Below are 12,962 nucleotides of genomic sequence, written 5' to 3'. Positions count from 1 at the left end.
ACCGCGCCCGCCGACACCATCCTTGCCAAGCACCAGCGCGGGAAACGTCTGCTGGAATCGCTCCATTAAATCACGGTGCCGTGATAACAGCCGGAACGGAACCCCGTCACGACCATCCGGGCCCGCTTAAGGCGAACGAGCCCACCAGCCGCGGCCACGCCACCCGCGATGCCATCCTCGATGCCGGCGCCGACGCCTGGAACCCCCTCGCCAGCCAGCCCACCCTCATCACCGCCATCGCCTCGCGACCATGGCACAGGTCTGCCTATAACGCCGGGCGTATGAGCGGCGCTTCAAAGAACGCCCGCAGGATCACAAGGCAGGTTCAATCCAATCACGGTGGGCGGCCGTCACCGGGGGGATATGTCCATCCTGCCGGGCCGCAGAAGGAACCTTGCCCGTCAAGTGCGCTTCCCTTCGCGGTCACACGACGCGACGCGGCTTCGCGCTTCAGCCGAAGCGGGGGTGTCCCGGGACGCGGCGCCAGACGGTCAAGGCCAGGATCAGCGCCGTCACGGCGAACAGCGCCACAGCGATGGGCCGCGCCAGCAGCGCCTCCAGGGTCGGCACCGTGATGGCGAAGACGACCAGGTTCTCCTCGAGCAGGCCGCCGAGGATCAACGCCAGCACCACCGGCAGGATCGGGATGGACACGGCGCGCAGCGCCAGCGCCAGCGCCGCCGCCGCGAACATCACGCCGACGTCGAAGAGGGAGTTGTTCACGGCATAGGCGCCGAAGAGCGAGAACAGGGCGACGAAGCTCGCGATCACCCCCTTCGGCACCAGCAGCGCGACGGCGAAGTAGCGAATGGCGAAGAGGCCGATCAGCATCATCGCAAGGTTCGCCACGACGAAGCCGCCGAGGAAGGCATAGACCACGTCGCCGCGTTCCGTGAACAGCAGCGGCCCCGGGCGCAGCCCGTGCAGCGTCAGCGCGCCGATGAACATCGCCGCCGCCCCGCTGCCCGGAATGCCGAGCGAGAGCAGCGGGATCAGCGAACCCCCGACATTGGCGCTGACCGAGGCCTCCGCCGCCAGCAGCCCGGCCGGCGAGCCGCGGCCGAACCGCTCCGGCTCGCGCGAGAAGCGCTTCTCGACGGCATGCGCCACGAAGGGGGTGGATTCGGGCCCGATCGCCGGCATGACGCCGAGGAAGAGGCCGACCGAGCAGGCGCGAAGATAGGTCCGGAAGTGGCTGACGACGGTCGCCAGCACGCGCCAGGCGCCCCGCACGCCGCCGAAGGCGAGCTCGACCCGCCGCGCGCCCTGCGCGGCCTCGCGCGCCAGCACCAGCGCCTGGGTCATGCAGAAGAAGCCGATCAGGACGGCCACCAGGTTGAGGCCGGAAGCGAGGTCGGCCACGCCGAAGGTGAAGCGCGGCACGCCGTTCACCGGGTCGAGCCCGATGGTGCCGAGGGCGAGGCCGATGGCGCAGCCCGCGAGGTTGCGCGCCAGCGGCGTCTCCAGCATCACCACCACGACCACCAGGCTGAAGACGAGCAGCGCGACGAACTCCGCCGGGCCGAAGGTGAGGGCGAGGCGCGCGACCACCGGGGCGAGGAACAGCATCACCAGCGCCGAGACCAGCCCGCCCACGCCCGAACTCACCGCCGCGAGGCCGAGCGCGTAGGGCGCCTGGCCCTGGCGCGCCATGGCGTGGCCCTCCCAGCCCGTGATGATCGAGGCGGGCGTGCCCGGCACGTTGATGAGGACGGCGGAGATGCTGCCGCCGAAGATCGCGCCGGCATAGATGCCGCCCAGCATGATCAGCCCGTTCGCGGGCTCCATCGCGAAGGTCACCGGGACGAAGAGGGCGATGGCGAGCGTCGCCGTCAGCCCGGGGATGGCGCCGAAGACGATGCCCACCACCACGCCGACGACGCCGAAGGCGAGCGCCGCGGGCGCGAGGGCGGCGAGGACGCCGTCCAGCATCGCCCTCAGCCCCGGCCCGCCCGGAGGGCGAAGAGCAGGCGGTCCAAGGCCTCGTCCAGGCCGACCGCCGGCACGGGGACGTAGATGACGAGGCGCATGGCCAGCGAGAGCAGCAGGGTGAAGACGCAGGCGCCGAGCACGGCCAGCCACCGGCGCCGGGCGCCGAGCAGCAGCAGCGAGGCGGCCAGCGCCGCCGTCGTGGCGAGGAGGAAGCCCGCCACCGGCATCGCCAGCGGATGGGCGAGCCAGACCGCGAGGAAGCCGATCGTCCGCCCCGCGCCGCCGCCCGAGGCGGAGACGAGCGCGGCCAGCTCGGGATCGGCCTCGCCGAGCGCGGGGCGGCGACGGAGTTCCGCGACCGCCGTCGCCGCGAGCAGGATCAGCGCCGCCCCGATCACGATCCGCGGGTAGAGCCCGGCGCCTCCCGCGATGCCGAGGGACAGCCAGCCGAGCGCGCCCACCACCCCCGCGAGCAGGAGAAGGATGGCGAGCCGCGCCACGCCGCCGCCTGCGCCCACGGGCTAGCGCCGGACCGGGCGGCCGGTCTCGGTGAGGAAGGCGATCAGCGTCTCCCTGGTGGAGCCGAAGACGCGCTCCGTCTCCGCCGCGTCGGCCGGGCGCAGCAGGATGCCGACCTTGGTGAAGGCCTCCACCGACTGGGGATCGCGCAGGGTGCGGAGCAGGCCGGCCTCGAGGTAGCGCCGGATCGGTTCCGGCGTGGCGCGCGGGACGATGGCGAAGCGGTTGGCGCCCCAGACGCCCCCCGGCATGCGCACGCCGCGCTCCACCATGCTCGGCACGTCGGGCAGCGGCTCGAAGCGGCGGTCGTCGGAGACGGCGAGGGCCTTCAGCTCCCCGGCGCGGAGCTGCGGCTCCACCTCCTCGTAGAAGCAGTTGGTCAGGTCGATGTTGCCGCCGAGGAGGGCGGTGACGCCGGGGCGGCCGCCCTGGAAGGGCACGTGCGTCATGCGCACGCCCTTCTGGCGCTCGACGATCTCGGTCACGAACTGGAAGGCGTTGTTGGGGGTGATCCCGACCTTCAGCTCGCCCGGGCGGCGGCGCGCCTCCTCGATCACGCCGTCGAAGTCGAGCCGCCCGAGCGGGGAGGCGGTGCGCGACACCCAGAGGATGGGCGAGAAGTTGATGCCGACGACGGGCTTCACGTCCTCGGCCGAGAACTGCCCCTCCCGGGTCAGGAAGTCGAGGAAGAAGAACGGATTCGCGGTGACGCCGACGGAATGGCCGTCGGCCGGCGCGCTCTTCGCCATGTAGGTGTGGCCGACGAGGCCGGCGCCGCCGACGCGGTTCTGGACGCGGAATTCGTGGCCGAGCACGCGGCCCGCCTCCTGCGCCAGGGTGCGGGCGGTGATGTCCACGCCGCCGCCCGCGGGGTAGGGGACGATCATCTCGATGGGGCGGACGGGGAAGTTCGGCGGACGCTCCTGCGCCTGCGCGAGGCCGGGGGCGGCGAGTCCGGCGAGGCCGCCGGCCAGCGCCGCGCGGCGGGTGATCCTGTGGGTCATGCCTAGTTCCTCCCTATCGTCGCGTGGCGGGTCACAGCGCCAGGGCCGCGGCCTCGCCTTCGTGGATCGCGCAGAGCAGGTCGCGCGGCGCGAGGCAGTCGCCGGCGAGCCGCACCTCCAGCCCCGCCGCGCGGAGCGGCGCGGCGAGCGAGTCCTCGGCCACCCGCGGCGTGGACCAGAGGAAGAGGGCGACGTCGTCGGTCGCGGCCTCGCGGCCCGTGAAGACGTTGCGCCAGGTCAGGCGCCCGCCCTCGCGGCGCACGGGCTGCGCGGCGTGAACGATCTCCACGCCCCGCGTGTGCAGGCGGCGGTGGACGCCGATGGCGCTGCAGTGGTTCACGCCGCGGGCGAGCTGGGTGCGCGGGGTCAGCAGCACGACGCGCGCGTAGCGCTCGGCCAGGGCGTCCGCGACGGCGTAGGTGGCGGCGGTCTGGTCCATGTCGAAGAGCACGGCGGCGCCGGGGTGCCTCGCGGCGGGCACCGCCGGCAGCGCCGCGGCCCAGTCGCGCGCCGCCTGCCCCTCCCCCGCGAAGCCCGGCGGCCGGCGCGGGGCGGCGCCGGTGGCGAGCACCACGGCCTCGGCGCCGGCGTCGCGCAGCATCGCCGCGTCGGCGCGGCGGCCGAGGCGCAGCGCCACGCCCTCCGCGCGCAGCCGGTCGCCGAGCCAGGCGATGAGACGCGCGTATTCGGCGCGCCCGGGCAGCCCCGCCTCGACGCGCAGCTTGCCGCCCGGGGAGGGGCCGGCGCCGAACAGCGTCACCGCGTGGCCGCGCGCCGCCGCGATCCAGGCGGCCTGCAGGCCGGCGGGGCCGGCGCCCACCACCGCGACGCGGCGCGGGCGCGCGGCGCGCGGGGGGCGCCAGCCGGATTCGCCGCGGCGGCCGAGCTGGGGGTTGTGGATCTCCTCCAGCGGCTTGCCGGCGTGGACCTCGCCCCAGGCGACGTTGTCGTAGGTGGCGGGGCGGATCGCCGCGGCGCGGCCGGTGCGCGCCTTCTCCGGCCAGTCGGCGTCGGCGATCAGGGCGCGGGAGAGGCCGATCAGGTCGCCCGCGCCCTCGCGCAGCGCCCGCTCCGCCTCCTCGGGGGTGGCGATGCGGCCGAGGGCCATCACCGGGCGTCCGCCGGCGGCGGGGCGGAGGCGGCGGTGGATGTCGAGGAACGGCGCGCGCCGGAAGTGCATGTCCGGCACGTGGTTCTCCAGGCTCAGGCTGAAATTGCCCTGGCTGTAGGCGTAGTAGTCGAGGAGGTCGCGGGCGCGGAGCGCGGCGGTGATGCGCGCGGCCTCCTCCGGGCCGATGCCGCCCGGCACGCCCTCGTCGCCCGGCATCTTCAGGCCGACGACGAAGCCGGGGCCGCAGCGCTGGCGCACGCCCTCCGCGATCTCGACGACGAAGCGGATCCGGCCCTCGAGGTCGCCGCCGTATTCGTCCTCGCGCGTGTTGGACGAGGGGGAGAGGAACTGGCCGATGAGGTAGCCGTGGGCGCCGTGCAGCTCGACGCCGCCGAAGCCGCAGCGGTGCAGGCGTTCGGCGGCCGCGACATAGGCGGCGACGACGCGGCGGACCTCGGCCGTGTCCATGACGTGCGGCACGGTCCAGCTATACGGATCGGGCTCCGGCGAGACGCCCTTGGGCGAGCGGACCGGCGCCCAGAGCTGCTGCCGGCCGGGGTGCCAGAGCTGGCCGAGGAGGCAGGCGCCGGCGCCCTCCACCGCCTCCGCGGCGCGGCGGAAGCCTTCCTCGTTCGCGGCCTCGAAGCCGGTGACGATGGCGGGATGGGCGATGGCGTCGCGGTCCACCGCGATCACCTCGCTGATGATCAGCGCCGCGCCGCCCTTCGCGCGCTCGGCGAGGAAGCCGATCCAGCGCTCGGTCACGCGGTTGCCGGCGCCGTAGTTGGTGAGGGTCGCGGCCAGGGCGATGCGGTTGCGCAGCGTGCGGGGCCCGACCGCGACCGGGGAGAAGAGGCCGGGATAGCTGCCGCCCGTGCGGTCCTCTGCCATGCCGTGCGGACCCTTCCCCCTGTGGCGCGGCGATGCCGTCGCGCACGGCCCGCGAAGTGCCGCCACGGCAGGATAGGTGCACGCGGGCCTCCAGGGAAGCGCCGGATCCGAGGATCGGAAGGCACGATCGGCGCCGGCCGGGTGATCGGCGGCACATTTCGATCGTTGCCGCATCGGCCTCGACGCCGTCCCGCCGGCCGGCGCGGCGCCAGGGACAAGACCGCGAATGGGGGCCGGGCCGCCTGACGGGGGGAGGCGCGAGGCTGCCGCCACCGTCATGCCAGGCGCGCGCATCGCCGCCGCCAGTCGGACCTCCTCCTCGGCGTCCAGGCTCCGGCTGCCCTCGATGCGGCTCAGGCACCGTATCGCACGGCGCATAACGTCCCTGTCGCAGAGCGGACGACACCCCGACGGCAGGCGGCGAAGCGCCTGCCGTCTCGGACGACCGGGAATGCCGTTCCCCTCGCCCGGTCAGCCGGCGATGTCGGCGGCCGGGGCCCGGAGCCGGGAGCGCCGCCTGAGCAGCGGATAGAGGAAGGACACGGCAAGCAGCAGCAGGATGACCACCGCGATCGGACGGGTCAGCACGAAGGCGGGGTCGCCGCCCGAGAGCTGTATGGAGCGCAGCAGTTCCGCCTCCACCGTCGGGCCGAGCAGCAGGCCGATGACCACCGCGGCCACGGGAAAGTCGTGCTCGCGCAGCCAGAAGCCCAGTGCGGCGCAGGCGACCATGGTGATCGGCCCCGTCATGTCGCCGGTGATGGAGAAGCAGCCGAGGAGCGCGACGAACAGGACGCCCGGCACCAGGAAGCGGACCGGCACGCGCACCAGCCCCGCGGCCACGAAGAGGAAGCCGAGCCCGATGGCGGCGAGCAGGACCACCTGGACCAGGTTCCCCAGGATGATGGCGTAGACGAGGTCCATGTTGTCGGCGATGAAGCGCGGCCCGCCGGTGACGTTGTGCATCGCGAAGGCGCCGAGCATCACCGCCGTCGCGCTGCCCCCCGGGATGCCGAGCGCGAGCAGCGTAGCGACCGAGCCGCCTTCCGAGCTGCTGTTGGCTGCCTCCGAGGCGGCGACGCCGCGCGGATTGCCCTTGCCGAAGCTCGCCCGGTCGGCCGCGCGGCGCTTGGTCTCGGCGTAGGAGAGCAGGTTGGCGACGGCGGCGCCGACGCCGGGGATCGCGCCCACGCCGATGCCGATCAGGGAGCCGCGCACCAGCACGGCGGGATAGCGGAAGGCATCGCGCGCGCCGGCGAGGATCTGCCCGAACTCGGGCTTCCGGCGGGAGGCATCGGCGACGATGTACTCGCTGCGCATCAGCCGGAACATCTCGGAGGCGGCGAACAGCCCGATCAGGGCCGGGATCTTCGGCACGCCGTCCACCAGCGCCAGCGTGTCGAAGGTGCCCCGCATGTCGCCCTGCGCGCTCATGCCGATCATGCCGATCATCACGCCGAGAAGGCCGGCCAGAAGGCCCTTGGCGACCGAGCTCTCGTTCAGCACCGCGATCAGGGTGAGCCCCCAGACCGCGATCGCGAACATCTCGAGCGGGCCGAGCTGCAGCACCGCGTCCGCGATCCAGCCGACGACCAGGAGCAGGAGCAGGTAGCCGGCCGCGCTGCCGACGCAGGAGGCGGCGAGGGCAAGGCCCAGCGCGTAACTGTGCCGCCCCTGCCGCGCCAGGGGGTAGCCGTCGAAGGTGGTGGCGACCGCGGAGGAACTGCCGGGCACGTTCATCAGGATCGCCGGTATGGCGGCCCCGAAGCCGCCGCCGGTGAAGACGGAGGTCAGCAGCAGGATGGCGGACAGGAAGTCCAGGTACAGGGTCACCGGGAGGAGGACCGCCATCGCGATCGGCACCGAAAGTCCCGGGATCGCGCCGAAGATCAGGCCGATCAGCAGCCCCGGCGGAACCACGAGCCAGGGGCTCCAGGACGACGCCAGGAGGTCTGCGGCCGCGCCCAGGGCGATCAGGTCGAGCATCGCGGCCCCTAGAGGACGAGGGTCGGCATCGGGAAGGGCAGCAAGAACCGCAGCGACGTCACGACCGCGGCCGTCAGGCCCGCGGCGAAGATCAGGAGGGGCAGCGGGCGCTGCTCGCCGAGCAGCCGGGCCGCGCCGAGCAGGAAGAGGAAGCTCGCCAGGTCGAAGCCGACCGTCTCGAGCCCGAGGAGCAGGAGGACCAGGAGGGCGAGGAGGCCGGCCACCTGGCGTCCGGATCCTGCAGGCGGCGCGGCCGCGCCCGCGGCGGGCGGGCGCATGAGCGTCGCCGCGATCAGCCCGGCGGCGACCGCGACGGTGAGGATCGCCCCCGGGACGATGAGCACGAGGTTCTCGAGCGCCCGCGACCGCGCCGCCGCGTCGAACGCCAGCCACGCCGCGAAGAGCGCGATCAGGAGCAGGAGCGCGCCCTCGCTGATCCTGGACCTCGCGTTCATGCGCCCCCCGGCCGCGCGGCGCGCCTAGCTGCGCCCGCCGGCCTCGTAGGCGCGCAGCGTCTCGAAGGCGGCGTTGACCATCTCCGCGCTCCGCTCGGGGCCCCTCCAGGTGGCGTCGAAGCCGCCCTTCTCGGCGAACTCGCGGTAGTCCGGCCGGTCGAGCATGCGGCGGTAGGCTTCGAGGAAGCGGGCGAGACGATCCGGATGCTTCTCGCCGAAGGTGCGGTGGGCGATCAGCGAGACCGTGTAGTTGCTGACCAGGGGCATGGTGAAGCCGAAGTGCTCGCGCAAGGCGTCGTTCACCATCGGCGCCTCCCACTCCGGCGCGGGGGTGTCGTCGACCACCGCGAGCGCCCGGATCCGGTCGCTGATGCCGCGCGAGCCCTGGGCCGCGACGATCGTCATGTCCACATGGCCGCCGGCGACGGCCGTGCGCACCGGGCCTCCGCCGTCGTACGTCACGTAGCGGATGGCGTCGCGCGGCAGGCCCAGCTTGTCGAGCAGGATCATGTGCTGGATGTAGGCGCCGCTGCCCCGCATGACGGCGGTCGAGACCGTGCCGGGACGCGCCCGGATCGCCTCGACCAGATCCCGGAGCGAGCGGTAGGGGCTGTCCTTGGGCACGGCGACGATGGCGTAGTCGACCCACTGGACGTTGAGGACCTGGAAGTCCTCCCACTTGATCGGGGCGTTCAGCTGCAGGATCGCGTTCGCGAGGAACGGGATCGCCTGCATCACCAGGAAGTTGGAGCCGTCGTCGCGCAGCCGCGTGAACCAGGCCGCACCCGTCGCGCCCGATGCGCCCGGCCGGTTCACCACGGAGACCGGCGTGCCGCCCAGCTCCTCCGGCAGGAACTGGGCGATGCTGCGCGCCATGCGGTCGGCCGAGCCGCCGGGATTGAACGGCACGACGAGCTGGATGCGGTCGCGCGGGCCGGGCCAGCTCTCGGCAGCGGCGGTGCCGACCGCCAGCGATCCTGCCGCCGCCGTGGCCGTCGCGAGGAGCTGACGACGCTTCATGATGTCCGGTCCTCCCATGTCTTCGGGGCGCCGACGCCGCCGGGGCGTCGCGACCTCAGCGCCCGGCGGATGATCTCGGCATGTGGCCGAGCGTGTCTGCGTACTTCTCCTGGGCCTCCGGCGGCAGGAAGGCGGCCTCCAGCTCGCGCACGCGATCGAAGCCGGCGAAGCCGTGCATGTCGCCCAGCGGGTGCGCCTTGAAGGCGGCGTCGAGCTCGAGCTCGGCCATGGTGCCACGCTCCCGGACCGCTCGGGCGAAGTCGTGGACGGCCATCATCGTCGCCCGCATCGCCTGGCCCGGCAGGATGCAGACCGCGACGCCGAGCCCGGCCATCTCCGCTTCCGAGAGCCGCGGGGAGATGCCGGTCATGTTGTAGAAGACGGGGCCCCGGACCTCCCGGCAGATGCGCTCGACCTCGGCCCGGTCCACGGGGCCTTCCACGAAGGCGAGGTCGGCCCCGGCGTCGAGCGCCGCGTTCGCCCTCCAGATGGCCTCGTCCAGAGAGCCGCCATGCGCGCCCCGCGCATCGGTGCGGGAGACGATGACGAAATCGCGGTCCAGCGCGTCCCGCGCGGCGACGGCGGCGCGGATCTTGAGCACCGCCTCGCGCCGGCTGACCACCTCCCGTCCCGCGACATGGCCGCAGCGCTTGGGCGCCACCTGGTCCTCGAGGTGGATCCCCGCGACGCCCGCCCGCACGAACTCCTCCACGGTGCGGACCACGTTGATGGCGTTGCCGTAGCCGTTGTCGGCGTCGGCGATCACCGGCGCCCGCACCGCGCCCGCGATCAGGCGCGCGTTCATCGCCATCTCGGTGAGGGTCGCGAACCCCGCGTCGGGGAGCCCGAGGAGCGAGAGCGACGTCCCGTAGCCCGACATGTAAACCGCCTCGAAGCCGACATGCTCGAGGATCCGCGCCGAGAGCGCATTGTAGCAGCCGGGCACGACAAGGGGCCGCTTCCCCGCGAGGAGCATGCGCAGGCGCGTGGTGGGGCGCGTCGCTTCTGCCTGGCCGAGGCGCATCGGGCTCATCCCTCCGCTGCTGCAGTGGCTCCGGGAGCCGCGCGGCACGCACGGCCGGCAGCGGGCGGCATCCGCACCGAGCGCGGGGGCGCAGTCCGGCGCGCCGGCGTCGGAAGACGCGCGGTCACTGCCTCCGCCTGCGGCTGCGCCATGGTTTCCCTCCTGCGGTCGCCCGACGCGGCTGTCGCTGCCGACTGTCAAGGCCGCCCCGGATCATGTCAAGATTCCGGCGCTTCCGACGATCCCGCCCGCGGCGACAGCGCGCCCGCCTGGCACGACCGCCCGGCGCTGCGTCCGATCGCGACGCGCAATCCGCCCCGGACAGCGGGCGGCCGCCGGTTCCGGCAAGGCTCGCCGGTCCGGCGCGGGTCACTCAACCGCCCACCATGCCGAGGCGCCGCGCCTCCTCGACCACCTCGCGCGCGAGGGGCAGCATCGCGTAGTCCACCATCGCGCCCTGGTAGGTCACGGCGCCGAGGCCGCGGCGCTCGGCCTCCTCGAAGGCCGCGAGCATGCCGGCGAAGTAGGCGACCTCCTCCGGCGTCGGCCGGAAGGCGGCGTTGGCGAGCGCGACATGCGACGGGTGCATGACGCAGACGCCGCTGTAGCCGAGGTCGCGCGCGCGGCGGATCAGCGCCTCCGTCGCGACCAGGTCGCCGATCGGCACGCCGAACACGCCGGCGATCGGGTACGGCGCGCCGGCGGCGCGGCTGTCGAGCACGAGCTTGGAGTTCATGTAGAGCTGCTCGGTGCCGGCGAGGCTCGCGCGGAAGCCGAAGGCGCGCGCGACGTCGGCGGTCACCGGGCCGCTCACCACGCCGACGATGCCCTTCACGCGGGGGCTCGCCTTCGCCAGGGCGTGCGCGTCGCGCAGGCCCCGCGCCGTCTCCGGCAGCGGCAGGATCGCGACCGCGCCGCGCGGCAGGCCGGCGCGCCCCTCGTGGTAGCTCAGCAGGTCGTGCACGGCCCGCACCTCGTCCGCCGCGCTCGCCTTGGGCAGCATCACGGCGGTGAGGCCCTCGGCGGCCGCCGCGGCGATCTCCGCCTCGGTCTCCTCGGAGAACGGGTTGAGGCGGACCACGGCGCCGACGCCGGCCGCGCGCAGCTCGGCGATCTCCTCGGCGAGCAGGCCGCGCGCGCGCGGCCGCTCCTCGACCGGCACGGAGTCCTCGATGTCGAGCACGACCGCGCCCGGCGCGTGGCGGATCGCCTTGCCCACCCAGTCGCGGCGGTGGGCGGGCACGAAGAGGAGGGAACGGATCGGCCACATGTCGGCGCCGCCCGTCAGTAGGACTTCGGCAGGCCGAGGGCGCGCTCGGCGATGTAGCAGAGGATCAGCTCCTGGCTCACGGGGGCGAAGAGCGACAGCGGAGCCTCGCGGAAGTAGCGCTCGACGTGGAACTCCTTCGCGTAGCCCATGCCGCCGTGGGTCCGCACGGCGCGCGTCGCGGCCTTGAAGAACACCTCGGCCGCCAGGTACTTCGCGGCGTTCACCTCGGCGCCGCAATCCTGCCCGGAATCGTAGAGCGCGGCGCCCTTGAACAGCATCAGCTCGGCCGCGGCGATGTTGATCCAGATCTCGGCGAGCGGATGCTGGATCGCCTGGTTCTGGCCGATCGGGCGGCCGAACACCACGCGCTCCTTGGCGTAGTTGGCCGCCTTCTCCAGGACGTAGGAGGCGGCGCCGAGGAAGCCGGCGGCGACGATCAGGCGCTCGCTGTTCAGGCCGCTCAGCAGGTAGCGGAAGCCCTGGCCTTCCTCGCCGATGCGGTCCTCGACGGGAACCTCCAGGCCATCAATCGCCAGCTCGTTCGAGTCCACCGCGTTGCGACCCATTTTCTCGATGCGTCGCACGTCCACCTTGCTGCGGTCGAGGTCGGCATAGAACAGCGTCATGCCCAGCGTCGGCTTCGGGCTGTCCTCCAGCGTCTGGGTCCGCGTCAGCAGCAGGATCTTGTTCGCCACCTGCGCGGTGGAGGTCCAGATCTTGCGCCCGTGCACCACGTAGCGGTCGCCCTGGCGGCGCGCGAAGGTGCGGATGGCGGTGGTGTTGAGGCCGGCGTCGGGCTCGGTGACGCCGAAGCAGGCGCGGTCGGTGCCGGCGATGATCGGCGGCAGGAAGCGGCGCTTCTGCTCGGGCGAACCGAACTTCACGATCGGCTGGACGCCGAACATGTTCATGTGCAGCGAGGAGCAGGCGCCGAAGCCGAGCCGCCCGACCTCGCGCATGATGATCACGGCCTCGGTGATGCCGAGGCCGGCGCCGCCGACCTCCTCGGGGAAGGTGGCGCCGAACCAGCCGGCGTCGGCGAAGGCCTTGGCGAATTCGTGCGGGAAGCGGCCGTCGCGGTCGCGGGCGAGCCAGTAGCCGTCGCCGAACTGCGCGCAGATGCGGGCGATGCTGTCGCGGATCGCCTTCTGCTCCGCGGTCAGGGAGAAATCCATGCGCGCGTCCCTCCGTTGCGAGCCCTCGTTAGAGCATAAAAGAATTAAAGTTGCAACTTTGCGTATTTTCGCCTAGACGCGGGAGGGTGGACAGCGGGAGGGCAGCGAGATGGCCGGCTTGCACTTCGAGGACTTCACCGTCGGGCAGGTGTTCGACCACCCCTGGTCGCGCACCGTCACGGAGATGGACAACGTGCTGTTCAGCGCGCTGACCCTGAACCCGCAGCCGCTCCACCTCGACGAGCACTTCGCGGCGCAGACGGAGTTCGGCCAGCGCCTGGTCAACAGCATGTTCACCGCGGGCCTCATGATCGGCATGACGGTGAACGACACCACGCTCGGCACCACCGTCGCCAACCTCGGCATGACCGACATGCGCTTCCCCAAGCCGGTCTTCCACGGCGATACGCTGAAGAGCCGCACCGTCGTGATCGGCAAGCGCGAGAGCAAGTCGCGTAAGGACGCGGGCATCGTCGAGTTCGAGCACAGCGCGGTCAACCAGCGCGGCGAGGTGGTCGCGATCTGCCGGCGCAACGCGCTGATGAAGCGCAGGACGCCGGCCGGATGACGCGCCG

At 73.1% G+C, this 12,962-nt stretch carries 11 protein-coding genes; 1 reads left to right on the top strand and 10 read right to left on the bottom strand.

The window, feature by feature from the left end; all coding sequences use genetic code 11:
• Positions 1-450 precede the first annotated feature (450 nt).
• The 10 genes from IEX99_RS17110 to IEX99_RS17065 form a co-directional block, all read right to left on the bottom strand.
• Positions 451-1,932 (bottom strand): tripartite tricarboxylate transporter permease, encoded by a 1,482-nt coding sequence (locus IEX99_RS17110; RefSeq protein WP_188902520.1) that lies wholly within the window; start codon positions 1,930-1,932, stop codon positions 451-453.
• A gap of 5 nt (positions 1,933-1,937) precedes the next feature.
• Entirely contained in the window at positions 1,938-2,450 is a 513-nt protein-coding gene (locus IEX99_RS17105) for a tripartite tricarboxylate transporter TctB family protein (RefSeq protein WP_188902518.1), read from the bottom strand.
• Between the two features lie 3 nt (positions 2,451-2,453).
• The gene (locus IEX99_RS17100; protein WP_188902516.1) at positions 2,454-3,455 is read right to left on the bottom strand and encodes a tripartite tricarboxylate transporter substrate binding protein; all 1,002 of its coding nucleotides are present in this window, start codon (positions 3,453-3,455) and stop codon (positions 2,454-2,456) included.
• A 31-nt stretch (positions 3,456-3,486) separates the two neighbouring features.
• The gene (locus IEX99_RS17095; RefSeq protein ID WP_188902514.1) at positions 3,487-5,457 is read right to left on the bottom strand and encodes an oxidoreductase; all 1,971 of its coding nucleotides are present in this window, start codon (positions 5,455-5,457) and stop codon (positions 3,487-3,489) included.
• A gap of 471 nt (positions 5,458-5,928) precedes the next feature.
• Positions 5,929-7,443 (bottom strand): tripartite tricarboxylate transporter permease, encoded by a 1,515-nt coding sequence (locus IEX99_RS17090; protein ID WP_188902512.1) that lies wholly within the window; start codon positions 7,441-7,443, stop codon positions 5,929-5,931.
• Positions 7,444-7,451: 8 nt separating this feature from the next.
• Positions 7,452-7,898, bottom strand: a complete 447-nt coding sequence (locus IEX99_RS17085; RefSeq protein WP_188902510.1) for a hypothetical protein — start codon at positions 7,896-7,898, stop codon at positions 7,452-7,454.
• A 24-nt stretch (positions 7,899-7,922) separates the two neighbouring features.
• A complete protein-coding gene (locus IEX99_RS17080; RefSeq protein WP_188902509.1) occupies positions 7,923-8,918 on the bottom strand; it encodes a tripartite tricarboxylate transporter substrate binding protein in 996 nt (331 codons plus the stop codon).
• 55 nt (positions 8,919-8,973) lie between these two features.
• Positions 8,974-9,951 carry an isocitrate lyase/PEP mutase family protein gene (locus tag IEX99_RS17075; protein WP_229678098.1) on the bottom strand — a complete coding sequence of 326 codons (978 nt, stop codon included), beginning with the start codon at positions 9,949-9,951 and terminating at the stop codon, positions 8,974-8,976.
• Between the two features lie 364 nt (positions 9,952-10,315).
• Positions 10,316-11,212, bottom strand: a complete 897-nt coding sequence (locus tag IEX99_RS17070; protein ID WP_188902507.1) for an HpcH/HpaI aldolase/citrate lyase family protein — start codon at positions 11,210-11,212, stop codon at positions 10,316-10,318.
• Between the two features lie 14 nt (positions 11,213-11,226).
• Positions 11,227-12,387 carry an acyl-CoA dehydrogenase family protein gene (locus tag IEX99_RS17065; protein ID WP_188902505.1) on the bottom strand — a complete coding sequence of 387 codons (1,161 nt, stop codon included), beginning with the start codon at positions 12,385-12,387 and terminating at the stop codon, positions 11,227-11,229.
• A gap of 109 nt (positions 12,388-12,496) precedes the next feature.
• On the opposite strand from IEX99_RS17065, the gene IEX99_RS17060 reads away from it, so the two are divergent.
• Positions 12,497-12,955 carry a MaoC family dehydratase gene (locus tag IEX99_RS17060; RefSeq protein WP_188902503.1) on the top strand — a complete coding sequence of 153 codons (459 nt, stop codon included), beginning with the start codon at positions 12,497-12,499 and terminating at the stop codon, positions 12,953-12,955.
• Positions 12,956-12,962 lie beyond the last annotated feature (7 nt).

This window comes from Caldovatus sediminis (assembly GCF_014644455.1).
In the GTDB taxonomy this organism is placed as follows: domain Bacteria; phylum Pseudomonadota; class Alphaproteobacteria; order Acetobacterales; family Acetobacteraceae; genus Caldovatus; species Caldovatus sediminis.
Note: the sequence above shows the minus strand (reverse complement) of the source record. Positions and strands in the feature narration are given on the sequence as shown.